Source organism: Bacillus sp. T33-2 (assembly GCF_002860205.1).
In the GTDB taxonomy this organism is placed as follows: domain Bacteria; phylum Bacillota; class Bacilli; order Bacillales; family Cytobacillaceae; genus T33-2.
Map to the genome: position 1 here is coordinate 209,896 of NZ_PGVB01000008.1, position 18,523 is coordinate 228,418.

The following is an 18,523-nucleotide window of genomic DNA, read 5'->3' on the forward strand; positions in this document are numbered from 1 at the left end:
AGTTAGGACAAATTACCTTCCAAAGGGATATAGATTTTACAATTTCCATGTAAATGGTGTTTATAAAGAGTGTATTTTGTTCTCAAACGCATTTGCTTCAGGAACAGGCGATTTCGTGCAGCTGTTTGAACCGACAGCCAGCCTGTTTGAAAAAGAAGGAAAAGGCCACATCGTTGCTTCGTTTGGCACTGAGTCCGGCCACATACCATATACCACTTTCATGGCGAAAGAAAGCTATATGAAACAAAATAAAGAGACGGTTGAGAAATTCACCAGGGCAGTGTACAAAGCACAGCAATGGGTTCAGGAACATAGTGCGAAAGAAACTGCAGAAGCAATCCAGCCATATTTCGAGGATACAGAATTGTCATTGATTGAAACAGTGGTGGACCGTTACAAAAGCCAGGGCTCATTTGCCACTAATCCAGTGTTGGATGAAAAAGAATGGAATAACCTCCAGGATATCATGGGAGAAGCCGGTGAACTTCCAAAAGAAGTGTCCCACAGCACGCTTGTGAATACGGAGGTTGCCGAAAAAGTCATGAAATAACGAGAGGATGCAGGAAGATGGGCTTTTTATCTATTAAATCCGTACACCATACTTACTTTACCGTGTCTTCCGCTACAACCGCCCTCAACAATATCAACCTGGACATCGGGGAAGGAGAATTTGTTTCCTTCCTCGGCCCAAGCGGCTGTGGCAAAACTACTTTGCTGTCCATAATCGCCGGGTTGATCGATCCAACGGAAGGAACCGTTCACCTTGAAAACAAACCAGTTCAGCTATCGATCAATAAAATGGGCTATATGCTTCAGCAGGATTATTTGTTCCCCTGGAAATCGATTGAGGAAAACATCCTGCTTGGCTTGAAAATAAACGGCACCCTGAACGAGAATAAAAAATCGCAAGCCCTATCACTATTAAAAGTAATGGGCCTTGAAGGAATAGAGCGCCAATACCCCGCGCAGCTTTCAGGAGGGATGAGACAGCGGGTTGCCCTTGTGCGCACGCTTGCGACAGAGCCTAAGCTCCTCATGCTCGATGAGCCGTTTTCGGCGCTGGATTACCAGACCAAGTTAAAGCTTGAGGACCTTGTAGCTGATACTCTGAAGGCTTTTGGAAAGACCGCTATTCTCGTAACCCACGATATCGGTGAAGCTGTCGCGATGAGCGACCGGATTTTTTTATTCTCGCCCCGCCCCGGCAAGCTTCATAAAACCTTTATCATTCCGGAAGAACTGAGAAAGCTGTCCCCGTTCGAAGCAAGACACCATAGTTTGTTTACCCAACTGTTCCAGACTATTTGGAAGGAGATGGAGTCACTTGAACCATCAGCCGAATATTGATCTCCTTCATCAAAAATACAAAGATGGCCTGAATAAAGAAAACCGATGGGTGCGTTTCTATCAAGCTCTGATATTCATATTGTTTTTTTCCCTATGGGAACTGGCCAGCCGTAAACTATGGGTCGACCCGCTGATCTTCAGCTCGCCTTCAAAAATCTGGGGATTATTGATCGAGAAACTTGCAGATGGCTCTCTTGCAATGAATCTGGGTGTAACGGTAACCGAAACAGTCTTTGGCTTCTTCCTCGGCACCTTGCTGGGCACACTTCTCGCGGCGCTTCTCTGGTGGTCACCGATGATTTCAAAAATCCTCGATCCCTATCTTGTCGTCCTGAATGCAATGCCGAAGGTTGCGCTGGGGCCGATCTTAATTGTTGCGCTTGGACCCAGCTTGACCTCAATCATCGCCATGGGGGCCATTATCTCGATCATCATAACCGCAATTGTCGTGTACACTTCATTCAAGGAAGTCGACCCAAACTACTTAAAGGTTTTGCAGACTTTTGGCGCCACTCGCTCGCAGTGCTTTAAAGAAGCAATCCTGCCTGCGTCCTTCCCGACCATCATTTCTACTTTAAAAGTAAACGTCGGCCTGTCCTGGGTCGGAGTGATCGTCGGAGAATTCCTAGTATCAGCAAAAGGGCTGGGTTATATGATCATATATGGCTTCCAAGTGTTTAATTTTACCCTCGTATTGCTGTCTTTGCTGGTCATTGCAGTATTTGCCACTTTAATGTACCAGCTCGTGGAACTGCTTGAAAGAAAACTGATTAAAAATGGAAACATTTAAAATGAGGCCGGCTAAATCATACCCGCCTCTTTTAAATATTGAAAGGCCTTATCGATCACTTCGTCCTTCATTATAAAGCTGTAATGGCTGCCAAGTCTTTCTTTCAAAAGGTCGCCTTCCTCAAAAACCGGGCCATTTGTTTCGTGATAATATGATTCACTTTGCAGTTCTTTTACCTCGCCATAATAAATTCTTTTTACGAACTTTCCGTCCACTTCATATTCACCGACAGCCATAAGGTGTTTGAGGATGGCACCGGTTTCCTCAAACACTTCCCTCGCCGCAGCTTCTTCAAGGGTCTCTCCATCTTCCATTTTCCCCCCGGGAAACTCCCAGCCTCTTTGCTTATGGTCCGTCAACAGCCACTTATCACCATAACGGCAGACTACCAGTATATGAATGGGCGGTTTTGGAAAGGCGTTACGCCCAAAAGCGAGCCTTACAGTCGACCCGTTAATATCTTTAAACTCTTCCATTCAAATAACCTCACTAATATGGAAACTCATGCTATTGTTATATAATAACATGGAAAAAATAACAGGGATGAAAAAATACGAAAGCCGCGTGCCCTAAAAAGGCCGCGGCTGTCTATATTTATATGGGCAGAATCCCCATGCTTTCAATATGTTTTTTCGCTTCAGCATCACCCAGCTGATGGAGGGCTGCATAAATATTGGTTAGATTTCTATCCTGGGCATCATTTTCCCTGTCATAATGGTATTGCACATATGGCACATACGCCCGGAAAAAGTTCTGCCAGTCTGTAGAATAATTTTGCTCGAACAGTTCCCGTAAACGAATGATTTCTTCATCAGTGGCCTGAATTTTGAAATTCCACGGCGATGAGGTCGAAGATTGCGTGATCAGTCCGCTGGCCACCTCTACATAATAAGTTTTTTTCTTTTGCTCCATGCTGCTTCACCCCATGGTTTAACGTTTCCCCCGAATTCATCCCTTATTCAATTAACGAAAATTTTGGGGCAAATTCTAAAAAAATATAGCCAAACGAAGCAGTATAAGCAGATAATAAAGGAAAGGGGCACCTTTTTTGTCGGGAAAAGCCTAGCCCGGCAGGAATATTTTTATCGGCAAAGGGTATTTAATAAATATGAAAATAAAAATCAATGGAGCGCAGATTGCTAAAGAATGAGAGGTGAATGAAATGAAACTGATTGACGAATTGTATGAGCTCTACCGCAACAAGCTGACCGGAGACGAAGAAGATATCGATATGCTGGCTTTCGCATTTCTTGAAGAAATGAGCCGTGATGATTTATTGAAAATCATCCAGGATTTAGATAAACAGGAGCTTTATGATTTAATGGGACTCTACTTGATCGAGAGTTTAAAAGGTAAATTTGCCCAGGATGAGTTCGGTGGCGATCATCGCACACATCTGTATCAATCCCGCAATGTCCATTGATTTTATACATAGTAAGGAAAATAGCCGGCCAACAACCGGCTATTTTTTTGAGGTCTGTAACTTAGCTCAAATAGGCTTTAAACATCCATATATGCTTCCTGAGGCGTTTCTTTACTCCTAAAAGCATATCTGCCGTCCCCTCATCTTCAGCCCGCTCAGCCAGCTCTATCGCTTCCTGGAGTTCGTCCACCATTCTGGAAAAGTCGTCACTGAGGGTGCGGACCATATCTTCTTCTTTTTCTGTACCGGCAGCCTCCTTCACTGTCGACAATTCGAGGCATTCCTTCATTGTGCCAACCGGGCCGCCTTCAAGGGCAAGCACCCTTTCAGCAAATTCATCGATGATTTCTGCTGCTTCATTATACAGCTCTTCGAATTTCTCATGGAGCGTAAAAAAATGATGCCCTTTCACATACCAGTGGTAATTATGAAGTTTAACATAAAGCACCGTCCAGTTCGCAACCTGTTTATTCACTGCTTGAATTACTTCTGCTGACATTGTATCATCCTCCTCGAAATTCATATTCCCCTGGCAGGCTGGTTGAAAGATTAAAGACCTATTTTCTCCTGCACCGGAAAAGAACATGATAAAATAATTTTGAGGCAAAGGAGGCCGTTTTATGTACACCGTCTTAATCATCTCGATTATTATTATCTTTGTAGTGTTAATACTGGCTGTCGTCACGACGTCCAAAGCATATTCGTATAAGCACACGGTCGATCCAATTGAAAATAACCCGTATTTGCGGGAAGCTGCGGGAGAAAATCAGCCAGCCAGTAAGGAAAATAAAAAATAAAGGGAGCTGCGCCAGCTCCCTTGGTGTTTTATGCAAATACTTGTTTAAGGCTTTTTTTATCCTGATCGAGCCAGAAGCGCATCAGCCTCTTTGCCCCATCTAGGTCATGAAGCTTCGCCTGGCCGCACTGTGTTTCATTTGCTGCAGGAATATCGGTGATCTCTACCGCTTCCTTCATTGTATCGTCCAGCAAATCGATGATTTCTTCGACGGCAGGCTGCCCGCTGACTACCAAGTAATAACCAGTCTGGCATCCCATCGGCGAAATATCGATAATATCGAAATGATCGTACTTTTCTGCATGCTTGCGAATATTGAATGCCAACAAATGCTCTAAAGTATGGATGGCGTCCGGTTTCATCGCTTGCTTGTTCGGCTGGCAAAAACGGATATCGAATTTATTCACTACACCGTCACTGCCCACTTTATGGACACCGCAATGTCTGACATATGGGGCTTTAACAGCATTATGGTCAAGTTCAAAGCTTTCAACAGAAGGCATTTTATGTTCACTCCTTTTTGTTCTTGATTATATCATACATTAAATTCCGAGTTATTTCATCAGTTTACCTGAAATTCGTGCTTTAGACTGAATAAAAAATATGTGGTATGTTTGTTTTAGCACTATTTTTCTATAAAGGAGACAAACAAATTGTTACGCAAAGCCATAATAAGTTTAATCCGCTTTTACCAGGTTGCAATATCTCCTTTAAAGCCGCCATCGTGCAGATTCTACCCCACATGTTCCAGCTACGGCCTTGAAGCTGTCAGACGATTTGGGCCGTTTAAAGGAGGATTAATGACGATAATCCGGATAATGAAATGTAATCCGCTTCACCCTGGAGGAGTTGATCCAGTGCCGGAAAAATGGCCTGATACTGATAAATTTAAGCGTCGTAGCCGTCAGTAACAAGGTCAAGCTTCCCTGTGGCCGGATCAATTACAAGACCGTGCACCGGAACATCATCTGGCATCAGTGGATGATTTCTGATTAATTCCGCACTGTGCGCCACACTATCACTGACGTTGTCAAATCCATGGAGCCAGTCAGTAATGTTAATGCCGGAATGCGTCAAAGTATCAAACACTTCATCTTTAACGCCGCGCCTTATCATTTCCGCCTTGACGTCATCAGGCTTTATGCTGCTCATTCCGCAGTCATGGTGCCCGATAACAAACACTTCCTCAGCCTGGAGCTGATAGACAGCGACGAGGATGCTTCTCATAATGCTTCCAAACGGGTGGACGACCAAGGCCCCGGCATTCTTTACAATCTTCACATCCCCGTTGGCGACATTCAATGCTTTAGGCAACAGTTCAAGCAACCTTGTATCCATGCAAGTTAAAATGACCATTCGCTTATTTGGGAATTTCGATGTAACGTATTGTTTATATTTTTCCTCCGAAACAAATTGCTCATTAAATTTTAACATTTCTTCCAACAAGCTCATCAGCAATTACCCCTTTCTCTTTAACCTAGAATACAAGAAACCGCGTTGGAAATCCAAAATTATACCCTTGATTTTTATCATATAATTTTGTAAGATACAAAAAGATAAATCGTAATCATTACGTATTAATTGATTATTATCATTCTTTTAAAAATTGCACCATTTAAATCGTAATAACTACGTTTTAATCCAGAAGCATATATTCGTTGATAAAAGGAGAGCACTTAATGAAAAAAATAAAAGTTTTTATGACTTTACTATTATCGCTTAGTCTGTTTTTATCCGGTTGCACCGAACAAAAAAGTGAAAAAAAAGTGGAAAACGAAACCCTGCAGGTATATACCACTGTATATCCACTGCAATATTTCACTGATAGAATTGGCGGAAAGTTCGTGGCGGCGGAAACGATCTATCCACCTGGAGCTGACGAGCACACATTCGAACCCTCTCAGAAGGACATGATGAAGCTTGCAGACTCGGATTTATTCATCTATGTCGGACTCGGCCTTGAAGGCTTTGTGGATAAAACAAAAGAAACATTAAAAAATGAGGATACTACAATGCTTGCAGCGGGCGAAAATGTCCAGTTCACCGAAGCCGGAGATGACCACAATGACAGCCATGCTGAAGGGGAACATGAGCATGGGGAACAGGGACATGTCACTGAAGGGGAACATAAGCATGGGGAAGAAGGACACGCTGATGAAGGTGAAGAACATTCACATGAGGACGGGCACAACCACGACGGGATCGATCCACATGTATGGCTGGACCCTGTTTACGCAAAAGATTTAGCTGAAGCAATAAAAGATGGTTTGACAGAGAAGATGCCAGAACAGAAACAGGTATTTAAACAGAATTTTGAAGACTTGTCGGCTGAACTCGATGACCTGAACAATGATTTTCTAAAAATGTCACAGTCGGCAGCCCGCAAAGAGATCATCGTCTCCCACGCTGCGTTCGGCTATTGGGAGAAGCGATATGGCATTGAGCAGGTCAGTGTTTCCGGCATGTCCAGTTCGGATGAGCCTTCCCAGAAGGAATTACAGAGCCTGATCGACCATGCTAATGAACGGGGCATTAAATATGTATTATTCGAACAAAATGTGAGTTCCAAGCTGGCAGAAAGCGTTCAAAAGCAAATCAGGGCAGAACGTTTATCACTCCATAATCTTTCCACTCTGACAGATGATAATATCAAGCAAAACGAAACATATTTCACGCTTATGAACAAAAATGTTGAGATTTTACAGATTGCATTAAATCAATAGAACCAAACCTCCCGAACAGGGAGGTTTTTTGTTACTAAAAAGGGAATCATTGCATACTTTTCTGAAACTCGAACAAAATAAACAAATATTATAGAACGAAAGGATGAAAAGCATGAATGACATTCTGATTGCTCGTTCGTTATTTGGGACAACGATGGGCTTCCATATTATTCACGCAACAATCGGTGTAGGCTTGCCTTTAATGATGTTAGCAGCCGAGCTGCTTTACCAGAAGACCAAGGATAATGATTATGTTGTTATGGCAAAACGCTGGACCAAAGCATTTGCTGTTACATTGGGGGTCGGCATTCCAACTGGAACAATTGCTGGAGTACAGCTTTCTTTGCTCTGGCCTGGATTTATGGAAATAATCGGCAGGGTGATGGCTTTGCCATTCCAGATTGAAATCTATGCATTCCTTATTGAGGCACTGTTCATGTCTATCTATGTATATGCCGCTGAAAGAATTCCCCCGTGGATGCGCATTACCAGTCTGGCTCTCGTTGCGTTTGGAGCAGTTGCCTCGGCAGTGCTGATCACGAACGTGCATGCCTTCCAGGGCACGCCGGCAGGATTCAGGGTAGAAAACGGGAGGATCGTTGATGTGGACCCGTGGGCAGCCTTTTTCAACCCAAGTTTCGGTGAAAATGCGCTGCATGTGGCTATAACAGCCTATATGACTGGGGCATTCATTATTGCCTCTGTTGCAGCATTTAAGCTTTTAAGGGCAGAATTTGGATCGAGGCTTTATCAATTCCATAAAAAAGCGTTGATGGCGAGCCTTATCATTGGAGGTATATTTTCCATTTTAAGCGCAGTCAACGGACATACCGTGGCACAGTCCCTCCATGAACACCAGCCCGAAAAATTAGCAGCAGCCGAAGGGCTGTTTGAAACCCAAAGATATGCTCCATTGACAATTGGAGGATTTACAGACCGTGAAACTGAAACGGTTAAATGGGGCATTGAAATTCCATGGGCTTTAAGCTTCCTCGCAGACAACCGGTTTGATACCGAAGTGGCCGGATTAAACGAATTTCCAGAAGAAAATTGGCCGCCTTTATTTGTGCATACACTGTTCAATGCAATGGTCGGGGTCGGTATGCTGTTGATTGCCCTGTCATTGATTGCTTTCATTTGGAACAAAATATTGAAAAGGGACAAATTCCCCCGCTGGCTTTTGTGGCTTTTTGTCTTTTCAGGCCCTCTCTCGATGCTGGGAGTCGAATTCGGGTGGATCTTCTCCTGCACAGGCCGACAACCTTGGAATATTTATCATGTCCTTAGGACTGAAGATTCAGCAACGACAGCGGCGGACTTGGGAACTTTATTCATTTTGTTCGCCTCAATATATGTTTTGCTTGGCATTATTGAAGTACTGGTGCTGCTGTATTATTTCAGGAGAAATACTGTCATGGACGACTTAAATCGGGCGAAACAGAACAATATTCCTTTATTCGGGTCCAACACCTAAGTCAATGTGATGAAAGGATTGACACGTCTTGAGTGATTCACTGACAGCAATAACTCTTTTATGGGGTTTTGTATTTATTTATTCGGTAATGGCAACGATGGATTTTGGAGCTGGCTTCTGGTCAATGGTATATTTGAACAGGACGAAAACGAAAGCAACAAATATTGCGAATCGTTATTTATCCCCTACATGGGAAGTAACCAACACTTTTATCGTGGCTCTCGTAGTGGCCGTGTACAGTTTGTTTCCAGGAGCTGCCTTTACGCTGGGTACGGTGCTTCTCATCCCCGGCAGTATGATCCTGCTGCTGTTATCAGTCCGGAGCGCGTTTCTTGTTTTCTCTCACATAGCTGAAGACTATAAAAGGATACTTACATACACATCGGGAATCACAGGCATCATCATACCCGGGCTGTTGATTAGTGTCCTGCCCATCACACATGGCGAATTTGTCGACTTTTCTGAAGGCAGACAAATATTAAAGATCGCTGAGCTGTTCAACAGTCCAAATGTATATGCCTTTATTGGTTTTGCCGTCAGCAGCACACTGTTCCTCTCTGCACTGTTGCTTGCAGACTATTCGAATGCTGCTGATGAAAAGGAGGCCTATCGAATTTATCGAAGGGATGCTCTCATTATTGGGCCAATTTCTCTAGTTATGGCATTTGCGGTAATGCTGACAATGCGAAATGAAGCTGAATGGATTTACGTAAAAATGATGGACAACTTCTCTATCCTACTTTTGTCAGTTGTCTTTTTTCTGCTTGGAACCCTCGCGTTGGTCTTGCCCTCCTTCATCAGAAAAGGTACAACTGGCATGCCAAGGCTAGCCGTGGTCGCTATTACCATTCAATACTTGGCAGCTAGCTACGTATATGGGCAAGCTCATCTTCCTTATATCGTCTATCCGGAAGTCACCATCGAATCTGGATTTACAGAACCGAGTTCGTTCAGCGCAGTATTTGTCACTTACATAGTCGGCTTTCTCATTTTATTTCCGGGCTTTATTTACTTTTGGAGCCTTTTCATGAAAGACAAACGCTATTTAACGCAGAAAGGAAACAAAGGCCATTCTTGATAGTGTTGCCTGTTTTTTCAACGGATATATTGATATGACAGAGTTAATGCTAACTGTGTATCAATCAAAAAGGAGTGATACATGTTGGCCAAGGATGTATTATGTGAAGTCAACAACTGCCACTACTGGGCCGATGGGAACCTGTGCAGCGCCGACCGTATTTATGTCGTCAGCCACAAAGGCAAAACAGCAGATGACAGCAAAGAAACGGATTGCAAAACATTTATACCTGAATAGAAAAAAACAGGCGGTTCCGCCTGTTTTTTGTTTTAAAATGGATTATTACCTTGTTCAAGCCAGTCACGCAGTTTCCTCCTGAGCAATTTTTTTGAGGCATTGCGTGGCAGTTCATCGATAAAATAATATTTTTTTGGCATTTTGTACTTAGCCAGCTTCTGCTGGCAAAAGGAGAGCAGTTCTTGGGCATCAACTTCCGAGCCGGCTTGTTTTACTAAGAAAGCGACCGGAACCTGTCCCCATTCAATATCACCGATGCCAATCACCCCGGCGTCTACTATGCCAGGATGGGACAGGAGCACCCCCTCGACCTCAGCGGGATAAATATTTTCCCCCCCTGAAATGATCAAATCAGACCTCCTGTCGAGTACATACAGAAACCCTTCAACATCCATATAGCCTATATCACCCGTTGTAAGCCAGCCATCCCGGATTTTCAAACTTGTTTCGTCCTCCCGGTTCCAGTACCCGGCCGTTACATTTGGCCCCTTAACAACTATTTCCCCTTCGGCATTTGGTGGAAGGGCTGTTCCTTCTGGCCCGGCAATTTTTATCTGGTTGGGAAACAGTACCTTGCCTGCAGAGCCCAGCTTGTCGATACTGTATTCCGGGGAAAGGGTCGCAAACTGTGATGATGTTTCTGTCATTCCATATGTCTGAAAGACCGGAATGTGTTTTTCCAGGCTTTTTTCAAGTAGTGGCAATGGCGCGGGGCCTCCGCCCAAAAGCATGCACCTGAACCCGGAAGGCAGACGTTTATGCTCCAGTTTTTCCAGTATCCTGGAGAGCATCGTGCTCACCACAGACATGATTGAAATATGATTCTGTTCAATATCTTCGATCACCTTTTCTTCGTCAAAAGACCTGTGCAGACTGATGCCTATTCCATAAATCTGGCTCCGCATAAGGATTGAATAACCGCTGATATGAAACAGGGGCACGGCGCAAAGCCATCTGTCAGATTCCATCATCCCGATGTTCAGGGCCGAACCGACAGCACTCCACCAGTGGTTGCCGTATGTTTGCATAACCCCTTTCGGATTCCCTGTGGTGCCGGACGTGTACATTATGGTCGAGACATCGTCCAAATCGTATTCTTCCAAAAGTACGGCTGAGGATGGCTCCATCATGAACAGTTTTTCTTTTACCACGATTTGCGTATTGTTGGACACCACTGGGCTGATTTCATCAATGCGGCTGCCAAAAGCAGATTCCGTTACTAAGAAAACCGACTCCGAATCCTTGATCTGCCAGACAAGCTCTTCAGAAGAAAGCCGATTGTTTAAAATAACTGTCCTTACACCCATCATTTGCATGGCAAAAAGTAAAATTACTGTTTCCACATGGTTGGAGAGAAGCACGGCAGTTGGCGTGCCCTTGCTTAACCCGGCAGCTGCCAGTTGGCCCGATGCCAGTGAAGCCCTGTTAAATAATTCTTTGAACGAGAACCAGCGGCCCTCATACAATACAGCTGGACGGTCAGGAGTCAGTTCAGCCCGCTTTTTTAGCCAGTTTGGCATTCGTTGTCCCATATGCTTTCCCCACCTTCTTCACGATACGAAAACAGCCTGATGGAAACCCACCAAGCTGTCTTCTGTAAGTGTATATAATCACTTTGTTTTGCAAGTTTCGATCGCAGGCTATACGATCAAGGGAAACGCGGGAATTGGCCGAAGTCTGGCTTCCGCTTTTCCTTGAAAGCATCCCTGCCTTCTTTTGCTTCATCAGTTGTGTAATAGAGCAATGTGGCATCGCCGGCAAACTGCTGGATTCCTGCAAGGCCGTCAGTATCCGCGTTGAAAGCGGCTTTCAGGAAACGGATCGCCGTCGGGCTCTTTTCAAGAATTTCTTCACACCATTTAACTGTTTCTTCCTCAACCTGGTCAAGGGGAACGACGGTATTGACAAGTCCCATATCAAGAGCTTCCTGGGCGTTATACTGTCGGCACAGATACCAGATTTCGCGGGCTTTTTTGTGGCCGACGATTCTTGCCAGATATCCTGATCCATATCCGGCATCAAAGCTGCCGACCTTAGGACCGGTCTGTCCGAAAACTGCGTTGTCCGCAGCAATTGTAAGATCACAGACAATATGAAGGACGTGCCCCCCGCCAATTGCATAACCCTTGACCATTGCAATCACCGGCTTCGGAATTACACGGATTAGACGCTGAAGGTCAAGGACATTCAGACGCGGGATGTCATCCTCTCCAACATAGCCTCCATGGCCACGCACTTTCTGGTCCCCGCCTGAACAAAATGCCTTATCGCCAGCCCCGGTTAAAATGATCACACCGACATTCGAATCATCGCGTGCGTAAGCAAACGCATCAATCAGCTCCATGACTGTTTTCGGGCGGAATGCGTTATGTACTTCTGGACGGTTAATCGTGATTTTGGCTATGCCATTATATGTTTCATAAATAATATCTTCATAATTGCGTCCGGCTACCCATTCTACTGCCATATAAGATTCCTCCTTTATGTTGTGGATAAAAACTCACTTACTATTGTACCAAATATTGAGGGTTCTTCCACATGAATTGCATGCCCACAGCCATTTATTATTTTCCATGCGCTCCTTGGGAACAAATTCGCCATTTCGCCAGCTATGCCACTAAATTTTTCATCAAGTGAGCCTGTTAATAACAGGGTATGGCACTGCAGCTTTTCCAGTTCTCCCCACCATGAAGGCTGCGAGCCTGTTCCCATCCCGAGCAGGCTCCCGGAGAGCCCAAATGGATTGTTCATAAGCCTCTGCCCTCTTATACGTTCCCTGACAGGCCGGGGAAGGCGCTTTTGCGTTCTGAATAGAGGAATGCCTTCCCAATAGTCCACAAAACGTTCTATTCCCTCTGACATAATGGTGTTTGCAAGCTTCTGGTCCTGCATTTTTCTCGCCTGTCTCTCGCTTTCAGTTTTCAACCCTGGTGTTGTACTTTCAAGAACCAGTTTCCTTACTCGGTGCGGGTACATGCATGCAAACGTGGTCGCAAGCCTTCCTCCCATTGAATAACCCAACAAATCAACTCTTTCAACACCTGCTTCATCAAGGAGCGTGTTTAAATCGTTGGCCGCTGATATGATTCCATACCTTTCCGGTTCTGGAGGGCTATCTGTTTTTCCATGGCCGATAAGGTCAACCATCCATAATTGTGAATGGGCTCCCCATACAGGGCAGAACGGCTTCCAGTTAGAAGCCGCACCAGTAAACCCATGCAGCAACACAAGCGGATGCCCGTCTCCGCATACCTCCACATGATAGTCTACTCCATTGATTAAAAAATTCATTGAGGTTCTCCGGACAGCCAACTTGTCATTTCCCGGGAAACAGAATTCCACAATTCTCGATGCTCTTGAAGATTGGAGTCTCTTGCTGTCGTAACTTCCACTACTTTTAAGCCGCTCCTCTCCTTGAATTGATTCATCACCACGGTAAAATGGTTCCAGTCCTCTGCCTTTTCATAGGAGCCATTGTACATCTTGACGGCATGTTTAAAATCCAGGTCAACCGGTGTTCCGAACAGAACTTCAAAATGCTTCGGATGGTCAGCCTGAGGCAGGAATGAAAAAATCCCGCCGCCATTATTATTGATCAGCAGTATATTTATGTCGATGTTGTGCATTTTGGCTGCAAGCAATCCATTCAAGTCATGGTAAAAGGTCAGGTCTCCGACAACAAGGTACAAAGGCTGGGAAACTGTAGCGGCACCTAGGGCAGTGGAAATGGTTCCATCGATCCCATTTGCTCCCCGGTTTGCCATGACACGGATGTTCTTTCCATTCAAATGAAAAAACGTATCCAGGTCACGGATTGGCATGCTGTTCCCGACAAACAACGTGGCCCCTTCGGGAAGCATGTCGGCCAGCTGAAAGAATAGCTTGCCTTCACTTAACTCTGTTACATCCCGGATTGAAGAAAGCTTGTCCTTTGTGAGGGCGTTAATTGTCTGCCACTTTTCCAGCTGCGGTGAAGTAGTTCGGCGGTCTACATACATGGAGACTGATTGGCAGAACTGGGTTTCATCACAGTAAATCATTTCTGTGGCAGTAATTCCTGGATCACGCCAGCCCCCACCTCCGTCAATCACTAATTGGCGGGCGTTCCTGTTTTCTTTTATATATGTTGTCAGGGCTTTTGAAACCGGCATAGCTCCGAATCGGATGATCAAGTCCGGCTTAAGTGCATTCCTCGCCTCTTCACTTCGCAAAAAGGTGTCGTAGGCATCAATGGTTAAATCTGAACTCTGCTTCCGGCTTCTCAGTTGGGATAAAGGATCCGAAAGTACCGGAAACTTGAGTGCATCGGCGAGATCAATAACCGCTTCAGCAAATCCTTCCTCTTCGATCGGCCCGCACACAATGATTCCGTTTTTAAAGGAATTCATTTGTTCAGCAATTTTTTTGAAGATCCCCTCGTGCATAGTCAATTTTCCAGGAAGGATTTCGACATACCCGCTTGTACGTTCCGCACTTTCAAATAAATGCTCATGCAATTCCGGAATCAACGGCTCCCGCAGGGGGAAGTTTAAATGCACCGGCCCTGCCGGGTAACCGATGGCAGTTGCAGCTGCCCTGGCACAAACTGTCCTGGCATAGCGGATCATGTCTTCAGTGTTTTCAGGGGGTGCCATTTCCACAAACCATTTGACATTTTTTCCGTACAGATTGATTTGGTCAATCGCCTGCGGGGCACCTACATCCCGAAGTTCATGAGGCCTGTCCGCCGTCATGACGATTAAAGGAACCCGGGAAATGCTTGCCTCAATGATAGCTGGAAAATAATTGGCTGCAGCTGTACCGGATGTACAAAGCAATGCAGCCGGTTTTTTGGAAGCCTTGGCAACCCCGAGCGCAAAAAAACCGGCAGACCTTTCATCTATCTGGACGTGGACCCGGAGATCCGGATGCTCTGCAATAATCATGGCAAGAGGAGTAGATCGGGAACCCGGGCTTATTACAACATCGGTAACACCGGCAGTGGCGAGTTCAGCAACAAAAGCTGAAAGATATGCCGTTAGACCTTCTTGATGGTTCATCTGCTTTTTCCTCCAAGTGCCGATAACATAGGGCGAAATTTTATGTTAGTTTCGGTATATTCATTATCAGGGTCTGAGTCTGCGACAATGCCGCAGCCTGCAAAAAGCGAAGCTTCCCTGCCTTTTAATAATCCTGAACGGATGGCAACCGCAAATTCTCCATTGCCTTCATAATCCATCCAGCCAATGGGAGCTGCATACATTCCCCTGTCAAGCTTCTCGACATCCCTGATTTTTTCAACAGCCAGCTGTTGTGGCAGGCCTCCCAATGCTGGCGTCGGATGCAGGCGGCCTGCAATCTGCAGCAAGGATGTCCCGTCACGGTTTTTTCCTAAAACTGGAGTATATAAATGTTGGATGTATTTCATCTTCATCAGTTGAGGTTTATTGGGCAAGACGACTTCATCGCAAGTTTGCCTCATCGCTTCACTGATCATTTCAACAACATATTGGTGTTCAATTAAATTCTTCTCGTCATTTAAGAGGGAATCCCCGAGAAAACGGTCCTCTTCTGGTGTTTTCCCCCGTGCGGTCGATCCGGCCAGGCAGGCAGAAAAGACGCCTGATTCATTTTTTTTCAGAAGCCTTTCGGGTGTGGCGCCAATGAAGCAATCCCCGTTTGATTCGAAAGCAAAAATGAAACTTTCCTGCTGTTCCTGAATCAAGCGTTCGAGGACAGCTTCAATATATATTTCATCCCGGAAGTACAGTTTCAGTTCCCTCGCCAAGACAACCTTTTTCAATTCCCCGCTGCCGAGAGTGGCAACTACTTCCTCCACCGCTTTCTTCCACGATTCCGGGGCTATTTCCTCCTTATTGCCTAATTCAGGCTGGGAAAATGGTGTGTAATTATCAGATCGTGACACGATTGCCTGTCTCTCTGTGATGATCTTTTCATACAGGGTTTTATCGTCATGCGGAGTGCAAACAACATTCGTGGTAAAATATGCCTCCCCATCAATCACGCTAAGCATATATTTCGGAATATGGAACAAAGAATCTGCAAATTTAGACCACAGTGATGTTTTTTCTTTTAAGGGATCAAAAGAAAACCCGCCGAACATCGCAGGACCTGTTCCATTCACTTTATATGGATTATGGATGATTGCATTTTCCAAAAATTCGTTCCAGTTCTTTTCCACAACAAAAAAGCGGTCAGAAGCCTGATCCGATTGGATTTGTTTACATATGCCAAGCCCCGCTAGTACATGATCGCCGGCAGGGTCTTTCCAGAAGAAGCGTTCACCAAGAAATGCATCCCTTCCAGCTGTAAAAAAGAAGAAAGGGTCTATCCTGTCTATTTTTTGAATCTCACTCACTAAAACGGATCGAGAAATTGCTTTGGCCCTGTCTATTGCTGTGAGAATTCCTTCCCTTAGTTCCGTATCTTGAATGGTAACCAAATAAATCCCCCCAATAACAGCCTTTGACCTGTTATCATACGTTTTCAAACTTATTTTAAGATACACCTCATATTTCACTCTGTCAATAAGATTGGTCACACAGGCACCTAGTCTTTTCCTTATTATATATTTCACTGCTTCAAACATTTGTACGCTCTCCAACAGCAAGGAAAAATGACCCATTCAACTATGGAAATAGAGATTGACATGTTTTATGTGAAAACCTACACTTAATATTGTAAACGAATTCTGTCAAGGATTCTGTTGCCTTTTTGACAGTTTCTGTTCATTTTAGCAAGGAAACCCCGAAATTATTGATTAAAGGGAGAGAAAGATAAATGCAAACACAGATACAGCCTGATTCTTCACCAACTTTTCGCGATAATGGGTGGAGAGTCTGGTGGCAATTGACAAGGCCTCATACCCTAACTGCAGCATTCGCCCCGGTTCTGCTTGGCACCGCTCTTGCAATAGAAAATGGTGATATCCATTTTGGCCTTTTTGCCGCAATGCTCATTGCGAGCCTCTTAATCCAGGCCGCTACGAATATGTTTAATGAGTATTATGATTTTAAAAGAGGCCTTGATACCGAAGAGTCAATCGGCATAGGCGGCGCAATTGTCCGTCACGGCATCAAGCCGCGCACGATCCTCAACCTCGCCTTTGGGTTGTACGGCGTGTCAACGCTGTTGGGAGTATATATATGCGCGAACACCAGCTGGTGGCTTGCATTGGTCGGTTTGGTCTGTCTTGCTGCGGGTTACCTGTATACCGGCGGCCCGGTGCCTATAGCTTATACACCATTCGGTGAAATTGTCGCAGGCTTTTTCATGGGACTGTTGATCATTTTGATATCATTCTTTATCCAGACTGGAACGGTCACAACGACGAGTGTGCTCGTTTCCATTCCAAGCTTCCTCCTTGTTGGAGCCATCCTTTTATCCAATAACATCCGCGACCTGGATGGAGACAAAGAGTTTGGAAGGAAGACGCTCGCCATTCTTGTCGGAAGGAAAAATGCGATTACATTGCTCGCGGGAATGTTCATCATTTCATACATCTGGGTTGCGGTGCTGATTTTAACCGGGACAATTTCACCATGGCTCGCTATAGCCGGGTTAAGCATTCCGAAGGCATACGCCGCCGTTAAAGGTTTTATCGGCAAATCCAATCCATTGCAAATGATGCCCGCAATGAAGGCGACCGCGCAAACCAACACAATATTTGGGTTCCTGCTGTCGATCGGTTTATTCATCGCCTACATTCTATAATCCGCCATACAAAAGCTTTCGCCGATAGGCGGAAGCTTTTTGTATGTTTTCTAGAGATAAGACAGGGTATCAAATACTATTACTGTAAATCCATAGACACAAAAGAGGATGTGATTTGATGTTAAAGAAGGATCAGATAAAAAGGCTTAAGGCGATGCTTGAAGAGGAAAAACAGGCACTTGAAGACCAGGTCGACAGAAATCATGAGGAAGGCTATCTGGACGGGAGTACAAGGGACGCTACTGGAGAAATATCCCTTTATGACAACCATCCCGCAGACAGCGGGACTGAACTTTTTGAACGAAGCAAAAATTTAGCGATGGATGAACACCATGGGGATCAGCTCGAGAAAATCAATGATGCCCTAAAAGCGATCGAAGAGGGGAGCTATGGGAGGTGTGCCGTCTGTGAAAAAGAGATCCTGTTTGAACGACTAGAAGCGGTGCCGTACACCCTGTACTGTTTACAGCACACTCCTGATCAAAATATATCCAGGAACAGGCCGGTTGAGGAAGATGTTCTTGAACAGACCCATAATTCACAATTTCAGCGCAGGCAGAATGCGGAAATGGCCGACAATGAAGACAGCTTCCAGGACGTTGCCCAGTTTGGAACATCGGAAACTCCCGCTGACATGGCAGATGGGGATCGTTCAGATTATGACAGCCTATACCAGGACAGCGAAAGTAATGATGGATTTACCGAGGATTATGAATCGTTTGCAGCTACAGATATAAAAGGAAATGAACGGCAAGTGTTTGAAGCCCGAAAAAAAGATGAATATGAAGACATGCTTGATGATTCCGGCATGGAATCACAGCTCGGAAACATCCCCTACAAACAGAAGGACAGCTATATTGAAGAAGATAAAAATGAAGACGGCAAACGATAATTTTAATCTATCAACAAAACCCGGCAGACTGTATATCAATGTCTGCCGGG

21 protein-coding genes and 1 pseudogene are annotated in these 18,523 nt (G+C 44.9%); 12 read left to right on the plus strand and 10 right to left on the minus strand.

Going from position 1 to position 18,523, the window contains the following annotated elements; all coding sequences use genetic code 11:
* Positions 1-82: 82 nt before the first annotated feature.
* The 3 genes and pseudogenes from CVD19_RS06490 to CVD19_RS06500 all read left to right on the plus strand — a co-directional run.
* Positions 83-550 (plus strand): annotated as a pseudogene (locus CVD19_RS06490) (ABC transporter substrate-binding protein); the annotation flags it as partial.
* Positions 551-567: 17 nt separating this feature from the next.
* Positions 568-1,347, plus strand: coding sequence for an ABC transporter ATP-binding protein (locus CVD19_RS06495; RefSeq protein WP_101581042.1), 780 nt, complete (start codon positions 568-570; stop codon positions 1,345-1,347).
* Positions 1,325-2,137, plus strand: a complete 813-nt coding sequence (locus CVD19_RS06500) for an ABC transporter permease (protein ID WP_101581043.1) — start codon at positions 1,325-1,327, stop codon at positions 2,135-2,137. The genes CVD19_RS06495 and CVD19_RS06500 overlap by 23 nt, the downstream gene beginning before the upstream one ends.
* Before the next feature lie 11 nt (positions 2,138-2,148).
* Here the strand turns inward: CVD19_RS06500 and ytkD are convergent, their stop codons facing one another.
* Entirely contained in the window at positions 2,149-2,613 is a 465-nt protein-coding gene (gene ytkD / locus CVD19_RS06505) for an RNA deprotection pyrophosphohydrolase (RefSeq protein WP_101581044.1), read from the minus strand.
* Between the two features lie 118 nt (positions 2,614-2,731).
* Positions 2,732-3,049, minus strand: coding sequence for a hydrolase (locus CVD19_RS06510; protein WP_101581045.1), 318 nt, complete (start codon positions 3,047-3,049; stop codon positions 2,732-2,734).
* A 250-nt stretch (positions 3,050-3,299) separates the two neighbouring features.
* Here CVD19_RS06510 and CVD19_RS06515 point away from each other — a divergent pair, with 250 nt between their 5' ends.
* Positions 3,300-3,560 carry a DUF6154 family protein gene (locus CVD19_RS06515; RefSeq protein ID WP_101581046.1) on the plus strand — a complete coding sequence of 87 codons (261 nt, stop codon included), beginning with the start codon at positions 3,300-3,302 and terminating at the stop codon, positions 3,558-3,560.
* A 61-nt stretch (positions 3,561-3,621) separates the two neighbouring features.
* Here CVD19_RS06515 and CVD19_RS06520 read toward each other — a convergent pair whose 3' ends face one another.
* The gene (locus tag CVD19_RS06520) at positions 3,622-4,059 is read right to left on the minus strand and encodes a Dps family protein (protein WP_101581047.1); all 438 of its coding nucleotides are present in this window, start codon (positions 4,057-4,059) and stop codon (positions 3,622-3,624) included.
* A gap of 121 nt (positions 4,060-4,180) precedes the next feature.
* On the opposite strand from CVD19_RS06520, the gene ytzI reads away from it, so the two are divergent.
* On the plus strand, positions 4,181-4,357 hold the full coding sequence (ytzI, locus tag CVD19_RS06525) for a YtzI protein (protein ID WP_101581048.1): 177 nt from the start codon (positions 4,181-4,183) through the stop codon (positions 4,355-4,357).
* 28 nt (positions 4,358-4,385) lie between these two features.
* Here ytzI and CVD19_RS06530 read toward each other — a convergent pair whose 3' ends face one another.
* On the minus strand, positions 4,386-4,859 hold the full coding sequence (locus tag CVD19_RS06530) for an S-ribosylhomocysteine lyase (RefSeq protein WP_101581049.1): 474 nt from the start codon (positions 4,857-4,859) through the stop codon (positions 4,386-4,388).
* A 150-nt stretch (positions 4,860-5,009) separates the two neighbouring features.
* Between CVD19_RS06530 and yidD the strand changes: the two genes are divergently transcribed.
* Entirely contained in the window at positions 5,010-5,267 is a 258-nt protein-coding gene (gene yidD / locus CVD19_RS06535) for a membrane protein insertion efficiency factor YidD (protein ID WP_101581050.1), read from the plus strand.
* On the opposite strand, the gene CVD19_RS06540 is transcribed toward yidD, so the two are convergent.
* Positions 5,245-5,808: a beta-class carbonic anhydrase gene (locus tag CVD19_RS06540; RefSeq protein ID WP_101581051.1), complete on the minus strand. Its 564-nt coding sequence runs from the start codon at positions 5,806-5,808 to the stop codon at positions 5,245-5,247. The genes yidD and CVD19_RS06540 overlap by 23 nt on opposite strands.
* Before the next feature lie 227 nt (positions 5,809-6,035).
* Here CVD19_RS06540 and CVD19_RS06545 point away from each other — a divergent pair, with 227 nt between their 5' ends.
* From CVD19_RS06545 to CVD19_RS06560, 4 genes are all read left to right on the plus strand, one after another.
* Positions 6,036-7,079 carry a metal ABC transporter solute-binding protein, Zn/Mn family gene (locus CVD19_RS06545; RefSeq protein ID WP_101581052.1) on the plus strand — a complete coding sequence of 348 codons (1,044 nt, stop codon included), beginning with the start codon at positions 6,036-6,038 and terminating at the stop codon, positions 7,077-7,079.
* 112 nt (positions 7,080-7,191) lie between these two features.
* Positions 7,192-8,553 (plus strand): cytochrome ubiquinol oxidase subunit I, encoded by a 1,362-nt coding sequence (locus CVD19_RS06550; RefSeq protein ID WP_101581053.1) that lies wholly within the window; start codon positions 7,192-7,194, stop codon positions 8,551-8,553.
* 28 nt (positions 8,554-8,581) lie between these two features.
* Positions 8,582-9,631 carry a cytochrome d ubiquinol oxidase subunit II gene (locus CVD19_RS06555; protein WP_101581054.1) on the plus strand — a complete coding sequence of 350 codons (1,050 nt, stop codon included), beginning with the start codon at positions 8,582-8,584 and terminating at the stop codon, positions 9,629-9,631.
* Between the two features lie 84 nt (positions 9,632-9,715).
* The gene (locus CVD19_RS06560; protein WP_101581084.1) at positions 9,716-9,868 is read left to right on the plus strand and encodes a DUF1540 domain-containing protein; all 153 of its coding nucleotides are present in this window, start codon (positions 9,716-9,718) and stop codon (positions 9,866-9,868) included.
* Between the two features lie 32 nt (positions 9,869-9,900).
* On the opposite strand, the gene CVD19_RS06565 is transcribed toward CVD19_RS06560, so the two are convergent.
* The 5 genes from CVD19_RS06565 to CVD19_RS06585 all read right to left on the minus strand — a co-directional run bounded on the left by CVD19_RS06565 (position 9,901) and on the right by CVD19_RS06585 (position 16,457).
* The gene (locus CVD19_RS06565; protein WP_101581055.1) at positions 9,901-11,400 is read right to left on the minus strand and encodes an o-succinylbenzoate--CoA ligase; all 1,500 of its coding nucleotides are present in this window, start codon (positions 11,398-11,400) and stop codon (positions 9,901-9,903) included.
* 116 nt (positions 11,401-11,516) lie between these two features.
* Positions 11,517-12,335, minus strand: coding sequence for a 1,4-dihydroxy-2-naphthoyl-CoA synthase (menB, locus tag CVD19_RS06570; protein WP_101581056.1), 819 nt, complete (start codon positions 12,333-12,335; stop codon positions 11,517-11,519).
* A gap of 14 nt (positions 12,336-12,349) precedes the next feature.
* On the minus strand, positions 12,350-13,159 hold the full coding sequence (menH, locus tag CVD19_RS06575) for a 2-succinyl-6-hydroxy-2,4-cyclohexadiene-1-carboxylate synthase (protein ID WP_101581057.1): 810 nt from the start codon (positions 13,157-13,159) through the stop codon (positions 12,350-12,352).
* A complete protein-coding gene (menD, locus tag CVD19_RS06580; protein WP_101581058.1) occupies positions 13,156-14,907 on the minus strand; it encodes a 2-succinyl-5-enolpyruvyl-6-hydroxy-3-cyclohexene-1-carboxylic-acid synthase in 1,752 nt (583 codons plus the stop codon). The genes menH and menD overlap by 4 nt, the downstream gene beginning before the upstream one ends.
* Positions 14,904-16,457: an isochorismate synthase gene (locus tag CVD19_RS06585; protein ID WP_101581059.1), complete on the minus strand. Its 1,554-nt coding sequence runs from the start codon at positions 16,455-16,457 to the stop codon at positions 14,904-14,906. The genes menD and CVD19_RS06585 overlap by 4 nt, the downstream gene beginning before the upstream one ends.
* A 191-nt stretch (positions 16,458-16,648) precedes the next feature.
* Between CVD19_RS06585 and CVD19_RS06590 the strand changes: the two genes are divergently transcribed.
* Together CVD19_RS06590 and CVD19_RS06595 are read left to right on the plus strand one after the other, a co-directional pair.
* Positions 16,649-17,581, plus strand: a complete 933-nt coding sequence (locus CVD19_RS06590) for a 1,4-dihydroxy-2-naphthoate polyprenyltransferase (protein WP_101581060.1) — start codon at positions 16,649-16,651, stop codon at positions 17,579-17,581.
* A 118-nt stretch (positions 17,582-17,699) separates the two neighbouring features.
* Positions 17,700-18,473: a TraR/DksA C4-type zinc finger protein gene (locus CVD19_RS06595; protein ID WP_101581061.1), complete on the plus strand. Its 774-nt coding sequence runs from the start codon at positions 17,700-17,702 to the stop codon at positions 18,471-18,473.
* Positions 18,474-18,523 lie beyond the last annotated feature (50 nt).